This window comes from Rhodococcus sp. IEGM 1330 (assembly GCF_033142445.1).
In the GTDB taxonomy this organism is placed as follows: Bacteria; Actinomycetota; Actinomycetes; order Mycobacteriales; family Mycobacteriaceae; genus Rhodococcoides.
In genome coordinates this window covers 70,418-92,473 of record NZ_JAWLSB010000010.1, presented here as the reverse complement: position 1 = coordinate 92,473, position 22,056 = coordinate 70,418, and the positions used below count along the sequence as shown (strand labels likewise).

The following is a 22,056-nucleotide window of genomic DNA, read 5'->3' as shown; positions in this document are numbered from 1 at the left end:
GCTCACACCTCGAGAAGACCTGCAACGGCACGTAGACATACTGCACGGATCTGTTCTCGGTCGAGAGTTCTGCGCTCCACCCAGTCCAGACACACCGCTCGCACGAAGGCCACCCACCCGCGCAGCGCGGTACGGACCATTTCGTCGTCGCGAAATCTTTCGGGCAGAGCAGCCAGGATCCGCTCCTGCTGAATCTCGAACTCGCGCGTGAGGATGTCGTCGATTCGTCGGTCTCCCAGCAGGGACCCGCGGTTGACGGCTCGGACGCCGTGCGCGTGCTCGTCGGTGTAGGAGATGTAGGCATCGAGCCCGGCGGCGATCTGCTCGAGGACCGGAAGCGAGGTGTCCGGTGCGGTGAGGTCGAGGTTTCGCTCGGATTCGGTGCGCACGATCTCGACGAAGAATTCCCGCTTGGACGGGAAGTAGTGGTACATCAACCCGCGTGAGACGCCCGCGAGATCGGCGACCTCCTCGATCCACACGTCCTCATAGGGCCGCTCGGCGAACAGCGCCGAGCCGATCTCCAGTAGTTGGGCACGCCGTTGCGTCGGCGTCATCCGTTTGCGGGGTGTGGTCATGGGCCTCGAACTTTACTTGACACGAGTTCAACAGTGAGTACGGTCACTATTGGACACCGATTCAACAAGCCGAAACCATGGAGTGACGATGTCGACAGAGTTCGCGGTACGAAACGGCGCTCTACCGCATCCCCCGTACCGAATTCCCGTGCTCGGCGACATCGTCGGCGTCGACCCGCGCACCCCGGTTCAGGATTCGACCGCCATGGCCGGCCGCCTCGGCCCGATGTTCGAGCGGAACATCCTCGGCCGACGCTTCGTCTTCGCCTCCGGTGTCAACGTGGTGGGTGAACTGTGCGACGAGAAGCGGTTCGAGAAGTTTCTGCCTCCCGGCGTCGAGAATCTGCGCGACATCGGGGCCGACGGGCTGTTCACCGCCTACAACCACGAACCGAACTGGCAACGCGCCCACGATCTGTTGCGTCCGGCGTTCACGGCCGGCGCCATGCGCGGCTATCACGAGATCATGGTCGACGTCGCCGACGATCTGATTCGGCACTGGGAAGGCCGCGCACGCACCGGCGCAACGACCGACGTGTCCTCGGACATGACAAAACTGACGCTCGAGACCATCGGTCGCACCGGATTCAGTTACAGCTTCGGTTCGTTCGAGCGAACCGAGCCGCATCCGTTCGTCTCCGCCATGGTCGGCGCACTGACCTACAACCAGCGGCGGGCGTTGCTGAAGATCCCCGCGTTCGCCAAGCCCCTGTTCGCCCGATCCGACCGCGAATACGCACACAACAAGCGGTACTTGGCCGACGTCCTCACAGATGTCGTCCGAACTCGTCGCCGGTCCACCGAAGACTTCGACGATCTGCTGCAGATCATGATGGACGCGGCACGTGAGGTCGACAATCCGAATGCATTGAGCGAAGCCAACATCGGCTACCAGATCCTGACGTTTCTGATCGCCGGGCACGAAACCACCTCCGGTGCACTGTCGTTCGCGCTGTACTACCTGGCGACACATCCGGAGGTCTTCGAGCGGGCCCGCGCCGAGGTCGACGAGGTCTGGGGTGCGGGCAAGCCCGAGTTCGGGCAGGTCCCCAAGCTGCGGTACGTCCGCCGAGTCCTCGACGAATCACTGCGCCTGTGGCCGACGGTTCCCGCGTTCGGCCGCGGAGCACGGACGGAGACCACCGTCGGCGACGGCTACCGAATGGCGGCCGGGGATTGGGCGATCGTGCTGGTGACGGCCCTGCATCGCGATCCGGTATGGGGCGATCGCCCCGGCGAGTTCGACCCGGACAATTTTCTACCCGACCGCATCAAGGCCAGACCGGCTCATGTCTACAAGCCCTTCGGCACCGGTGAACGCGCGTGCATCGGAAGGCAATTCGCCATTCACGAGGCAGTCCTGGTCCTCGGAACGATTCTCCAGCGTTTCGATCTGCGAGCCGACCCGTCGTACCACCTGCAGGTCGAGGAGCGACTGACCATGATGCCCACAGGCTTTCGGGTGCAACCGATGACACGACAGTAATCAGTCCGGCAACAGCGGAACCGAGATTCCCGGATCGCGGCCGAGCAGCACCCCACGCGTGAGCGACGTCGATCCGAACTTCTTGTGCACCCCGTCGAGCGCGCGGTCGAGAGCCGATGCCTCCGGCGGCGTCCGCACCGACGGTGCATCGAACTGCAACTCGAGCTGTTCCGCTCCCCCCTTGTCGATACTCGAGACGGTGACGCCGACCAGGGTGATGCCCTTCTCCGAGATCAGCGGTGCCGCATCGCGGAGCAGTTCGAGTGCGGCGTCCAGGATGTCTCGGGTGTCGGCCGTCGCGCGATCGAGAGTGTGCGACCGGGTGGCGCGAGTGAAGTCGGCAAAACGCAACCGCAACATGACGGTTCGACCGGTTCGCTCCGCTGCGCGCATCCGGTGCGTGACGCGGTCGACGAGCCCGATCAACGAGGCCTCCACCTCGGCCGCGTCGTGCCTGCCGCGCCCGAGTGCTCGCTGCGCGCCGATGGAACTACGAGACTTCCCGGGTTGGACGCGTCGCGGATCCCGGCCCATGGCCAGCGCGTACAGGTGGGCACCCGCACCTTTGCCGAGCACCGAGGCCAACGACCGCTCGCCGTACGCCGCGATGTCGCCGACGGTCCTGATGTCGAGAACGTGCAGCTTCTCGGCGGTCACTTTGCCTACACCCCAGAGCCTTTCGATGTTCAGAGGATGCAGGAACTCGAGCTCGCCGCCGGGCGGTACGAGCAGTAGGCCGTCAGGCTTGGCGAAAGCACTGGCTACCTTCGCCAGAAACTTGGTGGTGGCGATCCCGACGGTGATGGGCAGCCCTACCTGCTCGGCGACCTCCTGCCGCAGTCGCTGTCCGATCTCCGTGGCACTGCCCGCAATCTTCTGCAACCCGCCGACGTCGAGAAATGCCTCGTCGATGGAAATACCCTCGACCAGCGGGGTGGTGTCGTGGAAGACGTCGAACACGTCCTTGCTCGCCTGCGAGTACGCCTCCATGCGCGGCGGGACCACGATGGCCTGCGGGCACACCGCGCGTGCCTGCCCGCCGCTCATCGCCGTGCGCACCCCGAAGGCTTTGGCCTCGTAGCTGGCGGCGAGCACCACTCCCCCGCCGACGATCACCGGCTTACCGCGCAGCCGCGGATCGTCACGCTGCTCCACCGAGGCATAGAAGGAGTCCAGGTCGGCGTGCATGATGCTCGCCAAATTCTGAGTGTTCGACTCCACGAAACTATGCTCGCACGTGCTACCGACACTCCTCCATGCACAACCCGATCAATCAGGGTGGACGAAGTGACCCAGATCACCGAGTGTGACATTGTTGAAGCCGTCGGATCGGCGTGAACGGCTGGAGAAAATCGTGACGGCCTGGTGGCGGTGGTACGCAGTGCTCGGCGCTTTCGGCTGCGCCGCCTACTTCGTGGTCCCGACCACCGTCTGGGGCCAGTCGGTCTTCGTTCTCGTCGGGGCCTCTGCCGTCGCCGCCACCGTCATCGGCACCAGGATGCACCGGCCTCGTAACCGCACAGCGTGGCTGGCCATCGCCGCAGGTACAGCCCTGTGGGTGCTCGGCGACATCGTCTACGAGTGGATCCACATCACGCGGGGCAGCGTCCCGTATCCGTCGCTCGCAGACGCGATGTACCTCCTCGGCTATCCGGTCTACGGTTTCGGCCTGTTTCTTCTCGCTCGCCACAAGTGGCGAGCGAGCGAACGCGGCCATGTCGCCAACAGCGCCATCGTCATGGTCGCGTTCGGACTGCTCACCTGGGTGTTCGCGGTGCAGCCGTCGCTCGCCGGAGAGGGTATCTCCGGAATTGCCGGTCTGGTCGAGGTCGTCTACCCCGCAATGGACATCTTCCTGCTGGGACTGGTGGCCCACTTCGTCGGCTCACGGCAGTGGCGAGCCCTGTCCTATCGACTGCTCACCGCGGCCGTTGCGCTGCTCGTCGTCACCGACACCGTGAACAACTTCGCGATGGTGTCGGATTCCTCGTCCGACAGGTCTCTGTTCGACCTCGGATGGACCATGTCCTACGTCCTGATCGGCGTCGCCGCCCTTCACCCGTCCATGCGTCGCATCACCAACCCGAACATCGAATCCGACGCCCATCTGATGGCATCGTTCACCACTCCCACGGTCGTCGTGCTGACCGCCGCCACGCTGACTGCGCCGATCGTGATGTTCATCGAGGTCGTTCGCGACGAGCCGATCGCCCAGTGGGGATGGGCGGTGCTGCTCTGTGCTCTCGCATTGGTGGTCCTGGTGATGTTCCGCATCACGGATCTGCTGCGGTTGTTGCACACTCAGACCGTCCAGCTACGTGCCGTCGCCGATACCGATCACCTCACCGGCCTGGCCAACCTGCGCGCCCTCGAACATCGACTCTGGGGCAATGCGGGTGAATCGACTTTGCTGACCGTCGATATCGATCGATTCAAGGAGATCAACGACACCTTCGGACGCGGCCTCGGCGACCAGGTCCTCGTGGTGGTCGCCGAGCGCCTGCGCGGCGTCGCCGATGACTCGATTCTGTTGGCGCGCTTGGCCGGTGACGAGTTCGTCCTGTGTGGGGCATCGGAGTCGATGGACCCGGCCGCGTTGGCACACGAGATTCAACTCCGGTTCGCCACACCCTTCGAGGTGGGGAATATGACCCTGCTGATCGAAGCGAGCGTCGGTGTCGCGTCGAATTCTCCGGCCGGCGACGGTGAGGACGAGACGACACCCGATCGCCTCGTGCAGCGCGCCGACCTCGCCGTCCAGGCCGCGAAAGCCGCTCAGTCACGCGTCGCGTACTACGACCGGTCGATGGACCGGGACAAGAGCGAGCAACTCATCATGCTCGGCGAACTCACCACAGCACTGGAAACGGATCAACTTCGACTGCACTATCAGCCGCAGGTCGACCTCACGACGATGACCGTCGTCGGCGTGGAAGCACTGCTGCGGTGGCATCATCCGAACGGCACCGTCCTGTCCCCCAGCGCATTCCTACCCACCGCCGAACGCACCGGGCTGATCCGGCCACTGACCAGCTACGTCCTCACCCACGCCCTCGCCCAACGCGGGCAGTGGATGTCCGAGGGACTGGAGTTGAGCATCGCCGTCAACATCTCGACCCGCAATCTGTTCGACGACACCCTCATCGGGCAGGTGTGCACGGCGCTGAAGGAATTCGATTGTCCACCTGGTCGATTGACCTTGGAGGTGACCGAGACCTCGGCGATGACCGACCCGGTGGGCGCGACCGAGACGCTGTCGATACTGCATGCGATGGGTGTGCAGGTCGCCATCGACGACTACGGCACGGGCTACAGCTCGCTCGCCTACATCGAGCGGTTGCCGGTACAGGAGTTGAAGATCGACCGCACCTTCATCGGCGGCATGGCGCACAACCCAGCGCACGAAGCCATCGTGCGATCGACCGTCGAACTCGCCCGTACGCTGGGATTGTCGGTGACAGCAGAGGGAGTCGAGGACGAGGTGACGATGACGGCGTTGCGCGAGCTACGGTGCGGACGAGCGCAGGGTTACCACCTCGGCCGTCCCACCTCGGCAGACCGACTGCCCGCCCTGGTCGCCGAGCTGAACGCGCGTCTGAAAATTGCTACAGGAGAACGGATATCATGACCGAGGCAGCCCTGTCGGTGTACGCAGCGATTCGATCTCGACGCGACGTCCGCGCCGAGTTCGACGGAACCGTCGTCGACGACGAGACTCTGCGCCGAATCCTCGGAGCGGCGCATCAGGCCCCGAGCGTCGGCAACACCCAGCCCTGGGACTTCGTCGTCGTCCGCAAGCCCGATACTCTGAGCGCATTCGCCGCCCACGTGGCCGGTTGCCGACAGGACTTCGCAGACAAGCTCGACGCCGAACGCCGAAGGACATTCGACCCCATCCGCATCGAGGGAATCGAGACGAGCGGAACCGGTGTGGCGGTCACCTACGATCCCGACCGTGGAGGACGGCACGTCCTCGGCCGCGACACCGTCGACGACACCGGACTGTTCTCCGCCGTACTCGCCATCGAAAACCTCTGGCTCGCAGCGATAGCCGAGAACGTCGGCGTCGGCTGGGTCTCGTTCTACGACGAGGCATACCTCACCGAACTGCTCGACATCCCCGCACCGGTCCGCCCGATCGCCTGGCTGTGTGTGGGCCCGGTCGAATCGTTCCAGGAGGTACCGGATCTGGAGCGCTTCGGTTGGCGCACCCGGCGTCCCCTCGACGACGCCCTGCACTTCGAGCAGTACCGCCGATGAGGGCGCGCCTGGTTGCGGTGGCCACTGCCTGTCTGCTCGTGGCCGGCTGCTCTGCTGCCGAATCACCTACCGAACCGTCCGCTCCGGCAACCACTCCGGCGGCCGAGCCCGCACAGGCTCCGGATTCTGCCGACCCGATCGGCACCGTCGTACCACTTCCGGGCGCCCCCGAGGGTGTCGTGGTCGGAACGTCCGGGATCGCTGCTGCCGGGGTGCGTGAGCCCGACGGCGTGGTGCTGTTCGACGCGGCCACCGGTGCCGTGCGGCAGATGGTCACGACGACGGGTGCGCCGCGTCATCTCTCACTGGCCGGTCCGGACGGCCCGGTGTTGGTTCCGCTCGAGGGCAGCGACGAACTGCTCGAGATCTCGCTCGCCGACGGCGCGATTCTGTCGACCGCCACCGGCGTCGGCCGTCAACCACACGATGCCGTGCAGACCTCCGACGGCACCATCGTGGCCACCAACGAGATGGGCGGCGGGGTGATATTCCTGCGTGACGGGTCGGTGGTGTCGGAACTACCGCCGGGGCCCGTCCAACCCGGTGGTATCGCGGCGCTCGGTCCGTTCGCTGCTGTCGCGGACGTCCAGGGCAACGGTGTGTGGGTCTACGACGGTGCGACGCAGCAGGAGGTGGCGCAGGCTCTGATAGGCGTCAAGCTGACGCACGCGGTGACGGTGAATCAGACGGTGGCCGGGTTCGCCGACACCGACGGCGGCACGGTCCTCCTCGCATCGGTCGACGCGGCCGGGGGCATTCGTCAGATCGCGTCGATCGATGCGCCCGGCAACCCGTACGGGCTCGCCGTCGATCCCGAACGCCGGCTGCTGTTCGTGACGCTGACCGCATCGAACGTGCTGCGGGTGGTCGATGTGTCCGATCCCGCTGCTCCGCGCACCCTGGGCGATGTTCCGACGGTGACTCAGGCCAATTCGGTCGCGGTCGATCCGCGGACCGGTGACGTGCTGGTGACCGGCAGCGACCCGGGCGCGAGCAGTTCGATTCAGATCATCACCCGCGCCGAGTTGCCTGGTAGTTAGGCCGTCACCAGCCGTAGGACCCCGGGATCCCTTTGAACGGGCCGACCACGTCGTCGGTGATCCAGCCCTCGTAGAACCCGCCTTCCTGGGGCCGGACCGCTTCGCCGTCGATCTCGCAGTCCAGGCGGCTCGGCGAGAACGCCAGATAGCCGGCGATCTCGGCGAACCGAGGAGTGGGGTTCTCGTAGCTCCACCCCGCGGCGGGTGCGACCGCGTCTCCGCCGTGTACGTCCCAGTAGGTGGCAGCACCCTTCCACTCGCAGTGCGTCGACCGGGCGTCCGAGGGCCTCAACGCACCAGGAACCACGTCTGCAGGCGAGATGTACCAGGTGGGTGGATGGCTCGTCTCGAGCACTCGGTACGCGGCGGTGGTGCGGGCGACCACCTCGCCGCCGAGCCGAACGACGAGGGAACGGTTCGAAGACTCGAGCTTGGGAGGACGGGGGTAATCCCAGACGGACTCCTGGCCCGGCTTCGGCTTCTCGGGAACGACGGATCTCGGCAAGTGTGAACTCATACTTCGATGGTGCCACCGGCCGTCACGGTGCGTCGACGGGATAGAGATCGTCCACCCGTTCCTCGTCGAGAATCCAACGATCCACCTCGTCGAGAGGCTCGACCGTGCGCACCGAGGTGACCGGGGCTTCGGACGGACGCCGTTCGGTGCGGACCGGCTCGGTGCGGACCGGTTCATTGCGGATCGGTTCAGTGCGGATCGGCTCGGTGTGGACCGGTTCGACGCGCTCCATCGGGGCGTGTGCCGGTATCTCGGGGGTGGGGAGTTCGGGCGCAGGTGTCGCGGGTTCGGCTCTCGGGACCGCGATTGCCACCTCTTCGGGGGCGGGCTCTTCGTCGGCGATGTCGGTGGTCTTCGGCAGTTCCGCCGGCACCCGAACGAGGATGCCGAGTCCGTGGGTTGCGGCCAACAGGCTCACCGGGGCGACGGTTGCAATGGCCGCCGACAGGGCCGGATGCAGCGTTCCGGCGTCGGAGATGAAGGCGTGCATGGCATTCGCGCCGATACTCACCAGAGCTGCCGTGATCAACACGCCCCAGAAGAAGCGTCGACCACTGCGTTGATCCTCGAATTGGGCGAGCGCGATGACAGAGATCGTGGCCTGCAGGATGGTGCCGTCGACGATCACCGGCCACAGCCACGACAGCGAACGCGGGACGCCAGCCATCGTGGCGAGATCCCACAGAGCGGCGAAACTCAGAACGAACGACGCAATTCCGATGACGGTGGTGATGACGACCGCACTGACGAGCGTCGCACGCAGGACCTTGTTCATGGATCGTCATGAAACACGAAGGCACCGACAAGTTCGGCAGGAGTGGAGCCTGCGGAACGACTCAGGGTGGAGTGGAGCCTGCGGAACGACTCAGGGTGGAGTGGAGCCTGCGGAACGACTCAGGGTGGATCCTGACCAGGCGCGAGAGTGGATCTTGCAGACGAATGACAGAATCGTTGTTCGTCTCGCATGGAATTAGGAGCTGTTGCAATGTCGACGCGGAGGATAGATCCCGGGGCGGTGCGGCGGCGGGTGGTCGAAGCCACCGTCGAGTGCCTGGTAGAGCACGGGTATGCGGGAACGACGACGCAGCGGGTTCAGGTTCAGGCCGGTGTGTCCCGCGGCGCCCTGTTGCACCATTTCCCGAGCAAGCCGGCGATGTTTCTGGCCGCGGTGTCGCATGTGGGGGAACAACAGGATTTGGCTATTCGAGCGGCGGCCGAGCGTAGCGTCAGCGGATCCGATCGATTGGAGTTCGCGTTCGAAGTGTTGCACGACGCGATGTCGGGACCCTTGTATCTGGCCGGCTACGAATTGTGGATGGCGGCGCGAACGGACAGCGATCTGCGTTCGGTCCTCGCTCCGTACGAGCGGAAGGTCGGGCAGAACCTGCGGGAGCTGGGCGTCCTGATTTTCGGGCCCGAATTCTCCACGCAGCCGGGGTTTCCGACGGCTTTCGAGTCACTGGTTCAGATGTTTCGGGGTCTTGCACTGACCGGAGTGCTTCGCGAGAACCCTGATCGGGAGAAGGAGTTGATCGCCGCATGGCGCGCGGTCTTCCCCGCTTTGTGCAGCTTGCCGCATCAGTAACTGGCTGGCACTGCCGACGCGTCACCGGTAGAAACGAATGACGGCTTCGGCCACGCACGCCGGCTTGGTGGTTTCGGCCACTCGATCGTTGCCGTCAGTGTCAGCTGCACGCAGTTGGTTGCCACTGGTTCCACGGCCGCCACGTCCGCAGTGGCGCGGATGCGCGCTGCGCTCGGGACGGGCGCGGGGAAGCGGACTTTGTTCGATCCGTAGTTCACTGCCATCGAGATTCCGCGGACTTCGAACAGATCCGGTAGCAATCGAGCCAGTATCGACAGAGTGAGATATCCGTGCGCGACGGTGGCACCGAATGGTCCGCTGCGCGCTCGTTCCGGGTCGGTGTGAATCCATTGATGATCGCCGGTGGCGTCCGCAAACTGGTCGATCATGTTCTGGTGCACTACGATCCAGTCGGTCGCACCCAGGCTCTGACCGACTGCGCCACCGAGGGAATCGATCGAATCGAAGGTGCGCATCAGCCGATCAGCCCGCCGCTGCACGCGAGGACCTCGCCGGTGATGTAGTCGGACTCGGGTAGGCACAGCAGGTACACGGCACCGGCCGCTTCCTCCGGGGTGCCGAGCCGACCGAGCGGCGCACTATGTTGCGCTGCTTGCAAGATCATCGGATTGACACCTACTTTGATTTCACGTCCCTCGATGTCGACGGTGGCATCACCGTCGGCGCTCGCTTCGGTGAGCCTGGTCTTGATCAGGCCGAATGCCACTGCATTGACCGTGACGTGGTAGCGGCCCCACTCCTTGGCCATGGCCTTGGTCATTCCGAGGATGCCCGCTTTGGCCGAGGAATAGTTGACCTGGCCCGCGTTTCCGTAGAGGCCGGCAAGCGAGGAGATGTTGACCACTTTGCGGGTAATGCGCTGCCCAGCAGCTGTTTCCCGCTTCGCGGCGGTGCTGATGACGGGTTGGGCGGCGCGCAGAATTCGGTACGGTGCTTTCAGATGGACGTCCAGGATGGCATCCCACTGTTCGTCGCTCGTCTTCTGTATCACGCCGTCCCAGGTGTATCCGGCGTTGTTGACGATGATGTCGACTCCGCCGAACGAGCTCACTGCGGTGTCGACGAACCGTTCTGCGAAACCTTCTGCAGTCACGTTGCCAGCGCAGGCGACGGCGGTGCCGCCTGCGCTTTCGATGTCGGCGACCACTGCGTTCGCGGTTGCCGAGTCAAGGTCGTTGACGACTACGTTGGCACCGTGAGCGGCCAGCGTGTGCGCGATAGCGGCTCCGATACCGCGTCCGCTTCCGCTGACGAGTGCGGTCTTGCCGGTGAATGTGTTCATTGTTCGATGGTCCTTGTCGATGAATCGAACGATCCGTGGCGGCCGGCACCGTCGGCGAACCGGCCGGCACCTGCAATGGCGTCGCTTCCGATCGAGACGAGTCCGTGGCGATATTCGTTTGCTGCAGCATCTGTTTCGGACAAGCCGCTCTGTTCGAGCAGAGACATACGGTCGTGGCGCATGCACGTCTGAGGGAAGGCGCTGAGCTCGTGAGCGAGTTCGACAGCCGCGCCGACAGCCTCACCGGTGGGCACTACCCGATGAACCAGGCCGATCCGCAGGGCCTCGTCGGCATCGACCGGACGACCGGTGAGGATGAGATCCATCGCGCGACCGGTCCCGATCAGCCGCGCGAGACGGTAGGTGCCGCCGTCGATCAGGGGCACACCCCACCGGCGGCAGAAGACGCCGAAAATCGAATCCTGCGCTGCGATACGCAGATCCGCCCAGGCCGCCACTTCCAGTCCGCCGGCCACGGCGTGGCCTTCGATCGCAGCTATCACCGGTTTCGACAGGCGCATGCGGGTCACACCCATCGGAGCGTCACCATCGGGCGCGAACCGATTTGCGTTGCCGGATGCCACTGCCTTCAAATCGGCGCCCGCGCAGAAGGCTTCGCCTCGACCGTGCAGGACGGCAACAGAAGCCGCCGAATCGGCGTCGAATGCGCGAAACGCATCCGCCAATGCTTCCGCAGTGGCTCGGTCGACAGCGTTTCGGACGTGTGGGCGGTTGATGCCGATCAGCGTGACGGGTCCGTCGCGTTCGATGAGCACAGTCTTGTCGGTCATGTTTCACCTGTTCCGGTCACAACGAGCGAGCGATGAGTTCCTTCATGATTTCGTTTGCCCCTCCGTAAATGCGTTGGGCGCGTGCGTTCGCGTACATCTCGGCGATGGGGTAATCGCGCATGTAACCGTTGCCGCCGAAAAGCTGGAGACAACGGTCGACGACCTGACACTGGATGTCGGTTGTCCAATACTTGGCCATCGACGCGGTCGCTACGTCGAGAGTGCCCGCAAGATGTTTGGTGACACAGTCGTCGACGAACACTTTTGCCACTCGAGCGAGAGTGGCGCATTCCGCGAGCTCGAATTTCACGTGTTGCTTCGCGAACAGCGGCTTTCCGAACGCGTTGCGGTTCTTCGTGTAGTCCACCGCGAGGTCGACCGCTCGCTGCGCGCTCACTGCGGCTGCGACCGCCAGAAGCAATCGCTCCTGAGGCAGCTGCGTCATGAGCTGAACGAAGCCCATGCCTTCGACTTCGCCGAGAAGACTGTCGGCCGGTACACGCGCACCGTCGAAGAACAGTTCCGCAGTGTCCCCGCTGTGTTGACCGAGCTTGTCCAGCACCCGGCCGCGTTGAAATCCGGGACAGTCGTTCGGATCGACCAGGAACAGGGATACACCGTGCGCTCCGCCTGCGGGGTCGGTCTTGGCGGCGAGCAGGATCAAGTCGGCGGATCCGCCGTTGGTGATGAATGTCTTCGCACCGTCGATCAGGTACTGATCGCCGTGTCGGACTGCCCGGGTCGTCATGCTCGCCAGGTCGGATCCCGCACCCGGCTCGGTCATGGCGATGGCGGCCACGACCTCACCCGACGCCATGCGGGGAAGCCAGTGGTGGCGCTGCTCCTCGACTCCGTAAGCGAGCAAGTACGGTGCCACGATGCCGCTGTGGACGTGATTGCCGAAGCCTGGCTCATCGATGCGACTTTGCTCCTCGAGGACAACCATGTCGTGTGCGAAGGTTCCTCCTCCCCCGCCGTACTCCGCAGGTACCGCCAAACACAGCAGACCGAGCTTGCCCGCCTCGAGCCAGAATTCCCGATCGATGAATCCTTGTTCAGCCCAGCGCTTTTGGTTCGGAACGGCGAACGTCTCGAAGAATTTGCGTGCGGTCTCCCGCAGTGCCTTTGCTTCGTCGTCCGAAGCCCATGGGGCTGCGATGTTCATCGTTCGATGATAACAGTCCGTCCAGACGGACTGTCAACAAGGACCGGCACCCTCGGGGTTCGATCCGAACCTGGCTTGATTCTCGGAGCACCGTTGTTCACTGTATGGAACTTCGAGGTGGGACGCCTGGTCGCGCGACCAGAGGGTCGAATTCACGAAACATCAGCTGGCCTCGATGCACGCGATCGAAGCGTGGGTCGAGACGGTGTTGATGCAACTGTCGGTCCATCAGGCGTACGACGCGGACAGTGCAAGCGCCAATGCATGGCACTTGTACACCGAGATCGCCGACGAGTGCCGACACTCGACGATGTTCAGCCGGATGGTGGCGGCCGCCGGAGACGAAGCCCTACAGCCGCTGGTTCGAAGGATCATCCACATCCACGTGATCGAGGAATCACGTCACCTCGAGTTCGCGCGCGCAGAAGTGGGCCTCCGAGCACTCGATGCGCACCTTCGCCGAACTCGGCATCCAAAACCGCTTCGGCGACGCGCTGTGCCGCGTCGGCGGCGTCCTCTGGGCCCGCGGTGGTCCACGTCGTCACGGGTGCCTGCTGCAGCGACGCCCGCTGAGTCACGGCCTGTCCGTTCGATGTGATCCATCCCCGCCCCGACGAACCTGAGTTCGCGACGGTAGAAATGCCCTTGCCTACGGCACTGCGATATGGGAAGCCGCACTACGCATTTCGGGTCGAATCCCTGCGAGTACAGACCACAATCAGGCGCTTCGGATCGCCCCGCGGTAGAAGTCGGCGCGATCGTGTGCCGACATTCCGCCCCACACACCGTAGGGCTCGTTCGCTTCGAGGGCGTGCTGGCGGCATTGTTCGAGTACCGGGCAGCGGCCGCAGACCTGCTTGGCGGATTTCTCGCGCGAGGTGCGGGCGCGTCCTCGTTCACCTTCGGGATGGAAGAACACGGACGAGTCCAATCCGCGACACAGGCCGTCGAGTTGCCAATCCCACACGTCTGCGTTGGGCACGGGAAGTTGGACCGGCCTGGCGGGTGCGCCTCGCACCATGAGCTGTCTCCTCACTGAAAAGTGAACAAGCTCACTATCTCGCATTCGTCATACTTTTACAAGTCCTTTCGGTCATTCGTAGTACTTAAAAGCAAGCATGCTTGCTTGAATTTTCCTCGATCAGTGACTCTCCGACATTCCCGCCCGCTTCTCGAGTTCGAGCAGAATGTGCTCGGCGATCTTGGTCGGGGGTGGACCGATGTCGACGACGATGGAGTTCTCGTCCTCGCCCAGCGGCTCGAGGGTCGAGATCTGCGTGTCGAGCAGTGACGACGGCATGAAGTGGTCCATCCGTGCATTGAGGCGACCGCTGATCCGATCCTTGGTTCCGGCCAGATGCACGAAGATCACCTCCGAGCCCTCCCTCGACCCAGCAGCCAGCACGTCCCGATACGTCCGTTTGAGCGCCGAGCACGTCACGATCCCCGATCGGCCCGTCGTGGTGTGGTCGGTGATCCACTCGGCGATGATGTCGAGCCACGGCCACCTGTCCTCGTCGGTCAACGGCTGACCCGACGCCATCTTCGCCACGTTGGCGTCCGGATGCAGGTCGTCGCCCTCTTGCAGGTCCCATTTCAATGCTCCCGCGAGGATGCCCGCCACCGTGGATTTACCCGATCCGGACACTCCCATCACCACGAGAACCGGATGATGCGCTCTGCCTGTCGTCTGTGCTGCCATCCCTCGATACTGCTCCATCGCGCCCGGGCGGATCGGACAGACGCGAGAAACCGGGCGACCCGTGGGACGATCGATCGGACATGAGCGAGACCAGCGACTTCCGCCAGCTTCACGATTCGGTGCTCGACGAGCTCGGTCGCGACATCGTGAGCGGCGCGATCCCGAGCGGGACCCGAATCTCGGCCGACGACGTCGCCGTGCGGTTCACCGTGTCGCGGACCGTCGTCCGAGAAGTGGTCCGCGTTCTGGAATCGCTGGGGTTGCTCACCGTGCGTCGGCGCGTGGGGATCACCGTGCAGGGCTCGCAGAACTGGAACTCCCTCGACCCGGTGGTCATCCGTTGGCAACTGGCCGGGCCCGCCCGCGCCGAGCAGTTGCTCCTGCTCAGCGAATTACGTTCGGGCATAGAACCTTTGGCAGCCAAGCTCGCGGCGCATCGAGCAACGCCCGAGCAATGCGGCGCGCTGACCGCCGCCGTCATAGGAATGTCGTCGACGTCCCGGGCCGCGGACTCCGACGCCTACCTCGAACACGACAGCAATTTCCATCGCACGTTGCTCGCGGCCTCGGGCAACCCGATGTTGCGGTCGATGTCCGACATCGTGGTGGAGGTGCTCGCCGGCCGCACCCGCCACGCCCTGATGTCGCGGCAGGCCGACCCGGAGGCGATCCGGCTGCACGGCGTGGTCGCGTCGTCGATCCAATCCGGCGACGCAGACGGCGCGCAGCGAGCCATGTTGGCGATCGTCACCAAGTCCGCGGCCTCGATGTCGGCGGCCTCCGGTGTGACTCCGTCGCCCGGTCTGGTCCCCGACCAGCAGTGATACATCGCGCGCACAAAGCCAGGTACGCCGAGGCGGGGTTCATCGCCTAGATTCGACTGGTGACTGCTCTCGAATTGCCGCTCGAACTTCGCCGCGCACTCGTCGGAGTAGCTCGGACTCCGCGTCTGCTCGTCGCGTCCGATTACGACGGCACCATGGCACCGATCGTCTCCGACCCGCAGAAGGCCTTCCCACACCCCGAGTCGGTCAGCGCGATGCGCGGGCTCGCCTCCCTGGCCGGCACCAACGCTGCCGTCATCTCCGGACGTGCCCTCCGCGATCTCGCGATCCTCTCCCGCCTGCCGTCCGAGGTGCAGCTGGTAGGCAGCCACGGCAGTGAGTTCGACGCCGGATTCATCAACGCCATCGACGATAACGCCAAGAAGCTCCTCACCGTCATCACCGGCGAACTCCAGGCCATCGCCGACGCCCATCCCGGCGTGACCATCGAGACCAAGCCGGCAAGCGTCGCGCTGCACGTCCGCAACGCCGAGACCGCCGCCGGTGACGAAGCGCTCGCAGCAGTGCGATCCGGCGCAGCTGTGCGGGACGGCGTTCAGGTCACCGAGGGCAAGTCCGTCATCGAACTGGCAGTCATCGTCACCGACAAGGGCGTCGCCCTCGACATTCTTCGCCACCAGGAAGCCGCAACTGCCGCAGTCTTTTTCGGCGACGACGTTACCGACGAGAAGGCGTTCGGACACCTGCACGGGCCGGACATCGGCGTCAAGATCGGGCCGGGAGACACCCTCGCGGAGTTCCGCATCGACAGCACCGAGCAGGTCGCGCTCGCCCTGGCTTTTCTGCTCGAAGAGCGACGGCAGTGGCTTTCGGGAGCCGACGCCCCGCGCATCGAACGACTGACGATGTTGGCCAGCCCCAATGCCGTTGCGCTGCTGACCCCCGACGCCGACGTCACCTGGCTGTGTCACCCCGAACCCGATTCCGCGGCCGTGTTCGCGCACCTGCTCGGCGGCGATCAGGCCGGCCACTTCAGCGTCGGACCCACCCGCGAATCACTCCCGCTGAGTCAGCAGTACGTGGACGGCACGATGACGGTGCAGACCAAGTGGGCCAGCTTGCAGGTCACCGATTACCTGCCGCACGACATCGGCCAGGGCCAGACCGCGCTGACGCGAGTCATCACCGGCAAAGCCACCGCCGTGGTCACCTTCGCACCGCGTCCGGAATTCGGAAAGGCTTGGGCCTCACTCGAACCCGACGTCGACGGCCTGCGCATTCTCGGTACGGCCGACCCGATGGTGCTGCGCAGTCCCGGCGTCACCTGGAACATCGTCTCCGACGGATCTCAGCAGACGGCACACGCCGAGGTCGATCCGTCCGACGGACCGATCGTTCTCGAATTGCGGCTCGGCACAGACGATCTGAGTGAGCACCCATGGGACGAGGTGGAGCGTCGCCGCGCGTCGGAGGCGTACTGGAAGGACTGGGCCGACGGCCTGGACCTGCCTCCGCTCAAGCGCGATCTGATGAAGCGATCGGCACTGACCCTCCGCGGCCTCGTCCACGCCGAGTCCGGCTCGATCATGGCCGCGGCCACCACCTCACTGCCCGAGGACATCGGCGGAGTACGCAACTGGGACTACCGCTACTGCTGGCTGCGCGACGCCGCACTCACCGCATCCGCGCTGGTCGACGTCGGCTCGATGGCCGAGGCCGAGAACTACCTCTCCTGGATCCACGGGGTACTGGAGTCGGTCTCCGGCCCCGAGCGTCTGCACCCGCTCTACACCATCTGGGGTCTCGGACTTCCGCCCGAGGCCGTCATCGACGAGCTGCCCGGCTACGCCGGTTCGCGTCCGGTGCGCGTGGGAAATGCTGCCAATCAGCAGGTTCAGCTCGACGTCTTCGGTCCCATCGTCGAACTGGTGTCCGCACTCGCCCATGCACGCAAGGCCGCCGGATCGGACCACGGTCTCTCCGACGACGATTGGGAACTCGTCCGCGCCATGGTCGAAGCCGTCGAGCGTCGCTGGTTCGAGCCCGACCACGGCATCTGGGAGATCCGCGACAACCCCCGTCACCACGTCTACTCCAAGGTGATGGGCTGGATCACCGTCGATCGCGCCATTCGACTGGCCGAAACCTTCGGTCGCACAGCAGAATCGAGCTGGGCGCCGCTGCGCGAGACCATCCGAGAGGAAGTTCTCGCCAACGGATGGAACGACGAGGTCCAGTCCTTCACCGCTGCCTACGACGGCATCGACCTGGACGCGGCAACGTTGTACATCGGACTGTCCGGACTGATCGATCCGGCAGACCCACGCTTCGCGGCCACCGTCACCGCCACCGAAGCCGAACTGCGCAGCGGCTCGACCGTCTACCGCTACCGCCACGACGACGGTCTGCCCGGCGGCGAAGGTGGTTTCCACCTCTGCGCAGCCTGGCTCGTGGAGGCATACCTCCTGGTGGGACAGCGCGCCGAAGCCGAAGCACTGTTCGCCCAGCTCGTCAGCGCCGCAGGCCCCACCGGACTGCTCAGTGAGGAATACGACCCCATCGCCGAACGCTCACTCGGCAACCATCCGCAGGCCTACAGTCACCTGGGTCTACTGCGTTGCGCGAGGTTGCTCAGCGCCCAACCTGCCTGACCCCCTCCGCGCTCCGCGTCAATGGACCATTGCATACGTCTGAGCCCTGCAATGGTTCAGTCACCCACTGGGGTCTGCTGCGTGAATGGCACATTGCATACGTCTGACCCGTGCAGTGGTCCATTGACGCGAATGGGGGGGCGGGCGGGCGACGGCGGTCAGGCGATAGCGGGCGGCTGTTTCGGCGGCGGTCCTGCGGTTCGGCCGCGGAACAGTTCGGTCGGCAGGGTTTCGGCGGCGACGATGCCCGAGTGCGAGGACGAGAGCACCAGTTTGCCTGCTCGACGGCCTTTTTCTTCGGCGTCTTGGCGCACGGTGGTGAGGTTCTCGCGGATGGCGTCGGAGATACCGTCGAATCCGGTGACCGAGAGTTGGCCCGGCACATCGATTCCAGAGACTCGGGCGAAGTTGAGTGCGCCGAGAGCGATGACGTCGGTGGTGCAGAGCAGAGCGGTGGTTTCGCGGTTCGCCTGGAGTGCTTGGGCTGCAGCGGAGTGGCCGGAGCGGACGGTGTGGTCGAAGCGTTCGACGACGGTGAGGATGTCGGGGTCGAGTCCGGCGTCGATCATGGCGGCTTGGACTCCAGCGATGCGTTCGCGCTGGACGTGGAAGTGACTGTCCGCCAACCGCCCCGGAGGTACGACGCCATCGCGGCGGTCGCGTCCGAGTCGCATGCACAGAACGGCAAGATGCTCGTGCCCTTGCGAGATGAGATGTGCAGCAAGCATTTTCATTGCGCCTCTGTCGTCGATGGCGACGAGGGCAGCTTCGGGGATGTTGCGGGGTTGGTCGCAGACGACGATCGGTAGGTGGCGTTCGCGAACCGCCGCGAGATAGGGGTCGTCGTCCGCGACGGAGTAGACGACGAAGCCGTCGACTCCTGCTTGTTGGACGACGGCGGCGGCTTGCACGTCGTCGCGTTCGGCTCCGGCGGGGATGAGCAGTAGGCCCTGTCCGGCGGCTTCGCAGGATTCGGCGAGTCCGGCGAGGAAGCTCATCGCGGCGGGGTCGCGGAAGGAGTAGCTGAGCGCTTCGGTGAGGAGCAGCCCGATGGCTCCGGCTTTGCGGGTGCGGAGCGATCGCGCGACGGGGTCGGGTCCTGCGTATCCGCGGCGCTTGGCGGCCTGGAGGACGCGTTCGCGGAGTTCAGGGGAGAGCTGATCGGGTCGGTTGTAGGCGTTCGAGACGGTGGTGCGCGATACCTTCAGCTCGGCTGCGATCGATGCCAACGTCGCCTGACGTCGAGGTTCGCTTGACCTGGCCATAACCGGGACGTTAGTCCCACAACGCGGCGTAGAGAAACTGGAGGTCGCGTTCGTCCGATTCGATCCGCCACCTGCTGCGCGCTAGAGTACAACGGTAACGGTTTCCATTAGCGTCAAGCACTGCTCATCAGGAGTACATCGATGTCGTCCATCCATCGCGCGTCCCGGACCAAGCTCACGGCCGCACTGGTCCTGACCTGCGCCGCAGCGATCACGCTCAGCGCATGCAGCTCCACCGACTCCGCGAGCATCGAGTCCGCTCCGGCCACCCCCGTCGACGGACCGATCACGATCGTCGCGTCCACCAACGTCTGGGGAAGCGTCGCCGAAGCGGTGGCAGGCGACCTCGCGACAGTGACTTCGCTCATCGCCGACCCGTCGGCGGACCCGCACTCCTACGAGGCGAGCCCCGCCGACGCCGCTGCCGTCGCCGAGGCGTCGCTCGTGGTCTACAACGGCGGTGGCTACGACCAGTTCATCGAGGACATCCTCGGCTCCGAGGGCAAGGACGTGCCGTCGGTCGATGCCTTCACCCTGCTCGACGACAGCCACGATCACGACTCCGAGCCCGCCTCCGACGAAGCGACGCCGGAAGCAGAAGCAACGGACGGTGACGGCCATTCGCACGGCGAGGTCAACGAACACGTCTGGTACAACGCCGAGGTGGCAGCGCACACCGCCGAGGAGATCGCCGACAAGCTCGGTCAGCTCGATCCCGACAACGCTGCGCAGTACACCGCCAATGCCGAGACGTTCCACGAGCAGGTCCACGGAATCACCGACGTGACGGCGAAGATCGCTGCCGATCACCCCGACGCACCGGTGGCGCAGACCGAGCCGATCGCGCACTACCTCATCGAAGAGTCCGATCTCGACGATCGCACCCCCGAGGACTTCAAGGACTCCATCGAGGAGGGCAACGACCCGTCTCCGGCATCGATCGCCGCAACGCGTGATCTGTTCACCTCGAACTCCGTCCGAGCGCTTGTCTACAACATCCAGACCGAGGATGCCGTCACCCAGGACATTCGCTCCACCAGTGAGGCCGCGGGCATCCCCATCGTCGAGGTCACCGAAACTCTGCCCGCCGGGATGACGTACATCGAATGGCAGACCAAGGCAGCGACGGATCTGCAGGCCGCCCTCGCAACCGCCCCTTGAGCCGATCCGACTCCTGATCTCGGACCGGCTGATGGAAAGCTGTAGTACATGCCTGCTGTAGAACTGCGCGATGCCGGACTGGCGTTCGGTGAGCGCACGCTGTGGCAGAACCTGGATCTGGCGGTCGAGAAGGGCGAGTTCGTCGCCGTTCTCGGCCCCAACGGGTCGGGCAAGACGTCTCTGCTCAAGGTGCTGCTCGGCCAGAATCAGCTCACGTCCGGCACAGCCGCGATCGACGGCAATCCCGTCCGTCGCGGCCAGTCGGGCGTCGGCTACGTGCCCCAGCAGCGCAACATCGACGACGATCTACCCCTGCGCGGACGCGATCTCGTCGGGCTCGGCTGGGACGGCCACCGCTGGGGCATGGGCCTGCGCGGCATGCGGCAGCGCAAGGAAACGGTGCAGCGCGCGATCGATCAGGTCGACGCCAACTCCTTCGCGGGCGCGCCCGTCGGCTCGATGTCCGGCGGTGAACAGCAGCGGCTGCGAATCGCCCAGGCACTCGTCGGCGATCCGTCGGTGCTGCTGTGCGACGAGCCCCTGCTCAGCCTCGACCTCGCCAACCAGTCTCTGGTCTCGAGCCTCATCGATCGCCGACGGCGGGAGCACGGCACGGCAGTGCTGTTCGTGACGCACGAGATCAACCCGATCCTCCCGCTCGTCGATCGCATCGTCTACATCGTCGACGGCCGATTCCGCATCGGAACTCCCGAGGAGGTCATGACCACCGAGGTGCTCTCCGAGCTGTACGGCACCGAGGTCGAGGTGCTGAAGGTTCGCGGCCGGCTCATCGTGGTCGGAACCGGTGACTCCATCGATGCACTCGGCTCGGCAGGCGCACACCACCCACCCGTGCCGAACAAAAGAAAAGACAAGGCATGAACGAGAAGGTTCTCGACGCATTCTCGAAGATGCTCGACTTCGACACCACCGCCAATCTGCTGACCTACGACTTCGTCCAGCAGGCACTGCTCGCCGCCGCGATCCTCGGATTGCTCGCCGGCGCACTGGGCCCGCTGATCGTCAGCCGCCAGTGGGCGTTCGCGGTGCACGGTTCGAGTGAACTCTCGCTCACCGGTGCGTCCGCCGCACTGCTCGTCGGCATCACCGTCGGCCTCGGGGCCATCGTGGGGTCCGTCGTCGCGGCGGTGATGTTCGCGCTGCTCGGCAGCAAGGCCCGCGACCGTGACTCGGTCATCGGCGTCATCATGTCCTTCGGCCTCGGCCTGTCGGTGTTGTTCATCTGGCTCTATCCCGGCCGAACCGGAACCAGCTTCTCACTGCTCATCGGCCAGATCGTCGGCGTCGGGCAGAGCGGCATCCAGTTGCTGCTGGTGTGCGCCGTCCTGGTGCTGATCGTCCTCACCGTGGTCTATCGGCCACTGCTGTTCGCCAGCACCGACCCCGAGGTGGCACTGGCCCGCGGCGTCCCCGTCCGCGCACTCTCGGTGGTCTTCGCCGTACTCGTCGGCGTCGCCTGTGCACTCGGAGTCCAGATCGTCGGAGCCCTGCTGGTGCTCTCGCTGCTCATCACCCCGGCCGCAGCCGCCGCACGGGTCACGGCCAGCCCACTCAAGGCGACGCTGCTGTCCATCCTGTTCGCCGAGATCGCCGCCGTCGGAGGCATCCTGCTCTCCCTCGCCCCCGGACTCCCGGTGTCGACGTTCGTCACCACCATCTCCTTCGTCATCTATCTCGTCTGCCGCGCGATCGGCGGAACCCGCAAGGCCAATTCCGGACGGCTCGTCGCCGCCTAGGATGTCCAGG

20 protein-coding genes and 2 pseudogenes are annotated in these 22,056 nt (G+C 65.1%); 11 read left to right on the top strand and 11 right to left on the bottom strand.

What is annotated here, in order from left to right:
- Positions 1-2 precede the first annotated feature (2 nt).
- The gene (locus R4P57_RS21460) at positions 3-578 is read right to left on the bottom strand and encodes a TetR/AcrR family transcriptional regulator (RefSeq protein ID WP_317804869.1); all 576 of its coding nucleotides are present in this window, start codon (positions 576-578) and stop codon (positions 3-5) included.
- Between the two features lie 88 nt (positions 579-666).
- On the opposite strand from R4P57_RS21460, the gene R4P57_RS21455 reads away from it, so the two are divergent.
- A complete protein-coding gene (locus R4P57_RS21455) occupies positions 667-2,064 on the top strand; it encodes a cytochrome P450 (protein WP_317804868.1) in 1,398 nt (465 codons plus the stop codon).
- On the opposite strand, the gene dinB is transcribed toward R4P57_RS21455, so the two are convergent.
- Positions 2,065-3,285 (bottom strand): DNA polymerase IV, encoded by a 1,221-nt coding sequence (gene dinB / locus R4P57_RS21450; protein WP_317804867.1) that lies wholly within the window; start codon positions 3,283-3,285, stop codon positions 2,065-2,067.
- 133 nt (positions 3,286-3,418) lie between these two features.
- On the opposite strand from dinB, the gene R4P57_RS21445 reads away from it, so the two are divergent.
- From R4P57_RS21445 to R4P57_RS21435, 3 genes are read left to right on the top strand one after another with little or no spacing between them, the layout of a single operon-like run.
- The gene (locus R4P57_RS21445) at positions 3,419-5,692 is read left to right on the top strand and encodes a bifunctional diguanylate cyclase/phosphodiesterase (RefSeq protein WP_317804866.1); all 2,274 of its coding nucleotides are present in this window, start codon (positions 3,419-3,421) and stop codon (positions 5,690-5,692) included.
- 11 nt (positions 5,693-5,703) lie between these two features.
- On the top strand, positions 5,704-6,324 hold the full coding sequence (gene bluB, locus R4P57_RS21440) for a 5,6-dimethylbenzimidazole synthase (RefSeq protein ID WP_317804993.1): 621 nt from the start codon (positions 5,704-5,706) through the stop codon (positions 6,322-6,324).
- Positions 6,321-7,364: a hypothetical protein gene (locus R4P57_RS21435; RefSeq protein WP_317804865.1), complete on the top strand. Its 1,044-nt coding sequence runs from the start codon at positions 6,321-6,323 to the stop codon at positions 7,362-7,364. The genes bluB and R4P57_RS21435 overlap by 4 nt, the downstream gene beginning before the upstream one ends.
- Positions 7,365-7,368: 4 nt before the next feature.
- On the opposite strand, the gene R4P57_RS21430 is transcribed toward R4P57_RS21435, so the two are convergent.
- Together R4P57_RS21430 and R4P57_RS21425 are read right to left on the bottom strand one after the other, a co-directional pair.
- On the bottom strand, positions 7,369-7,881 hold the full coding sequence (locus tag R4P57_RS21430; RefSeq protein ID WP_317804864.1) for a DUF427 domain-containing protein: 513 nt from the start codon (positions 7,879-7,881) through the stop codon (positions 7,369-7,371).
- A 22-nt stretch (positions 7,882-7,903) separates the two neighbouring features.
- Positions 7,904-8,656, bottom strand: coding sequence for a DUF2637 domain-containing protein (locus R4P57_RS21425; RefSeq protein WP_317804863.1), 753 nt, complete (start codon positions 8,654-8,656; stop codon positions 7,904-7,906).
- A 210-nt stretch (positions 8,657-8,866) separates the two neighbouring features.
- On the opposite strand from R4P57_RS21425, the gene R4P57_RS21420 reads away from it, so the two are divergent.
- The gene (locus tag R4P57_RS21420) at positions 8,867-9,466 is read left to right on the top strand and encodes a TetR/AcrR family transcriptional regulator (RefSeq protein ID WP_317804861.1); all 600 of its coding nucleotides are present in this window, start codon (positions 8,867-8,869) and stop codon (positions 9,464-9,466) included.
- 21 nt (positions 9,467-9,487) lie between these two features.
- Here R4P57_RS21420 and R4P57_RS21415 read toward each other — a convergent pair.
- The 4 genes and pseudogenes from R4P57_RS21415 to R4P57_RS21400 form a co-directional block, all read right to left on the bottom strand.
- Positions 9,488-9,942: pseudogene (locus R4P57_RS21415) on the bottom strand (MaoC family dehydratase).
- A complete protein-coding gene (locus R4P57_RS21410) occupies positions 9,942-10,769 on the bottom strand; it encodes an SDR family NAD(P)-dependent oxidoreductase (protein ID WP_317804860.1) in 828 nt (275 codons plus the stop codon). The pseudogene R4P57_RS21415 and the gene R4P57_RS21410 overlap by 1 nt, the downstream one beginning before the upstream one ends.
- Complete coding sequence (locus R4P57_RS21405; protein ID WP_317804858.1) at positions 10,766-11,560, bottom strand: crotonase/enoyl-CoA hydratase family protein; 795 nt, start codon at positions 11,558-11,560, stop codon at positions 10,766-10,768. Before R4P57_RS21405 ends, R4P57_RS21410 begins: the two co-directional genes overlap by 4 nt.
- Before the next feature lie 16 nt (positions 11,561-11,576).
- Positions 11,577-12,725: an acyl-CoA dehydrogenase family protein gene (locus R4P57_RS21400; protein WP_317804857.1), complete on the bottom strand. Its 1,149-nt coding sequence runs from the start codon at positions 12,723-12,725 to the stop codon at positions 11,577-11,579.
- A 91-nt stretch (positions 12,726-12,816) separates the two neighbouring features.
- On the opposite strand from R4P57_RS21400, the pseudogene R4P57_RS21395 reads away from it, so the two are divergent.
- Positions 12,817-13,323 (top strand): annotated as a pseudogene (locus R4P57_RS21395) (diiron oxygenase); the annotation flags it as partial.
- Between the two features lie 120 nt (positions 13,324-13,443).
- Here the strand turns inward: R4P57_RS21395 and R4P57_RS21390 are convergent.
- The gene (locus R4P57_RS21390; protein ID WP_317804855.1) at positions 13,444-13,746 is read right to left on the bottom strand and encodes a WhiB family transcriptional regulator; all 303 of its coding nucleotides are present in this window, start codon (positions 13,744-13,746) and stop codon (positions 13,444-13,446) included.
- A 120-nt stretch (positions 13,747-13,866) separates the two neighbouring features.
- Entirely contained in the window at positions 13,867-14,427 is a 561-nt protein-coding gene (locus tag R4P57_RS21385; protein WP_317804854.1) for a gluconokinase, read from the bottom strand.
- Positions 14,428-14,507: 80 nt separating this feature from the next.
- On the opposite strand from R4P57_RS21385, the gene R4P57_RS21380 reads away from it, so the two are divergent.
- Entirely contained in the window at positions 14,508-15,251 is a 744-nt protein-coding gene (locus R4P57_RS21380; RefSeq protein WP_037190693.1) for a FadR/GntR family transcriptional regulator, read from the top strand.
- 59 nt (positions 15,252-15,310) lie between these two features.
- A complete protein-coding gene (gene otsB / locus R4P57_RS21375) occupies positions 15,311-17,863 on the top strand; it encodes a trehalose-phosphatase (RefSeq protein WP_317804853.1) in 2,553 nt (850 codons plus the stop codon).
- Positions 17,864-18,021: 158 nt separating this feature from the next.
- Here the strand turns inward: otsB and R4P57_RS21370 are convergent, their stop codons facing one another.
- Complete coding sequence (locus R4P57_RS21370; protein ID WP_317804852.1) at positions 18,022-19,128, bottom strand: LacI family DNA-binding transcriptional regulator; 1,107 nt, start codon at positions 19,126-19,128, stop codon at positions 18,022-18,024.
- Positions 19,129-19,269: 141 nt separating this feature from the next.
- Here R4P57_RS21370 and R4P57_RS21365 point away from each other — a divergent pair, with 141 nt between their 5' ends.
- From R4P57_RS21365 to R4P57_RS21355, 3 genes are read left to right on the top strand one after another with little or no spacing between them, the layout of a single operon-like run.
- Positions 19,270-20,289, top strand: coding sequence for a metal ABC transporter solute-binding protein, Zn/Mn family (locus R4P57_RS21365; RefSeq protein WP_317804851.1), 1,020 nt, complete (start codon positions 19,270-19,272; stop codon positions 20,287-20,289).
- Between the two features lie 48 nt (positions 20,290-20,337).
- Positions 20,338-21,171, top strand: coding sequence for a metal ABC transporter ATP-binding protein (locus R4P57_RS21360; protein WP_317804850.1), 834 nt, complete (start codon positions 20,338-20,340; stop codon positions 21,169-21,171).
- Positions 21,168-22,046 (top strand): metal ABC transporter permease, encoded by an 879-nt coding sequence (locus tag R4P57_RS21355; protein ID WP_094614623.1) that lies wholly within the window; start codon positions 21,168-21,170, stop codon positions 22,044-22,046. Before R4P57_RS21360 ends, R4P57_RS21355 begins: the two co-directional genes overlap by 4 nt.
- The last annotated feature ends 10 nt before the right edge of the window (positions 22,047-22,056 follow it).

Bases quoted from the DNA above. Each gene is read 5' to 3' on its own strand.
- R4P57_RS21420 (WP_317804861.1), top strand. From the start codon at position 8,867: ATGTCGACGCGGAGGATAGATCCCGGGGCGGTGCGGCGGCGGGTGGTC.
- R4P57_RS21385 (WP_317804854.1), bottom strand. From the start codon at position 14,427: ATGGCAGCACAGACGACAGGCAGAGCGCATCATCCGGTTCTCGTGGTG.
- R4P57_RS21400 (WP_317804857.1), bottom strand. From the start codon at position 12,725: ATGAACATCGCAGCCCCATGGGCTTCGGACGACGAAGCAAAGGCACTG.
- R4P57_RS21380 (WP_037190693.1), top strand. From the start codon at position 14,508: ATGAGCGAGACCAGCGACTTCCGCCAGCTTCACGATTCGGTGCTCGAC.
- R4P57_RS21460 (WP_317804869.1), bottom strand. From the start codon at position 578: ATGACCACACCCCGCAAACGGATGACGCCGACGCAACGGCGTGCCCAA.
- R4P57_RS21430 (WP_317804864.1), bottom strand. From the start codon at position 7,881: ATGAGTTCACACTTGCCGAGATCCGTCGTTCCCGAGAAGCCGAAGCCG.
- R4P57_RS21390 (WP_317804855.1), bottom strand. From the start codon at position 13,746: ATGGTGCGAGGCGCACCCGCCAGGCCGGTCCAACTTCCCGTGCCCAAC.
- R4P57_RS21360 (WP_317804850.1), top strand. From the start codon at position 20,338: ATGCCTGCTGTAGAACTGCGCGATGCCGGACTGGCGTTCGGTGAGCGC.
- R4P57_RS21435 (WP_317804865.1), top strand. From the start codon at position 6,321: ATGAGGGCGCGCCTGGTTGCGGTGGCCACTGCCTGTCTGCTCGTGGCC.
- R4P57_RS21365 (WP_317804851.1), top strand. From the start codon at position 19,270: ATGTCGTCCATCCATCGCGCGTCCCGGACCAAGCTCACGGCCGCACTG.
- R4P57_RS21410 (WP_317804860.1), bottom strand. From the start codon at position 10,769: ATGAACACATTCACCGGCAAGACCGCACTCGTCAGCGGAAGCGGACGC.
- R4P57_RS21370 (WP_317804852.1), bottom strand. From the start codon at position 19,128: ATGGCCAGGTCAAGCGAACCTCGACGTCAGGCGACGTTGGCATCGATC.
- R4P57_RS21455 (WP_317804868.1), top strand. From the start codon at position 667: ATGTCGACAGAGTTCGCGGTACGAAACGGCGCTCTACCGCATCCCCCG.
- R4P57_RS21425 (WP_317804863.1), bottom strand. From the start codon at position 8,656: ATGAACAAGGTCCTGCGTGCGACGCTCGTCAGTGCGGTCGTCATCACC.
- R4P57_RS21405 (WP_317804858.1), bottom strand. From the start codon at position 11,560: ATGACCGACAAGACTGTGCTCATCGAACGCGACGGACCCGTCACGCTG.
- R4P57_RS21355 (WP_094614623.1), top strand. From the start codon at position 21,168: ATGAACGAGAAGGTTCTCGACGCATTCTCGAAGATGCTCGACTTCGAC.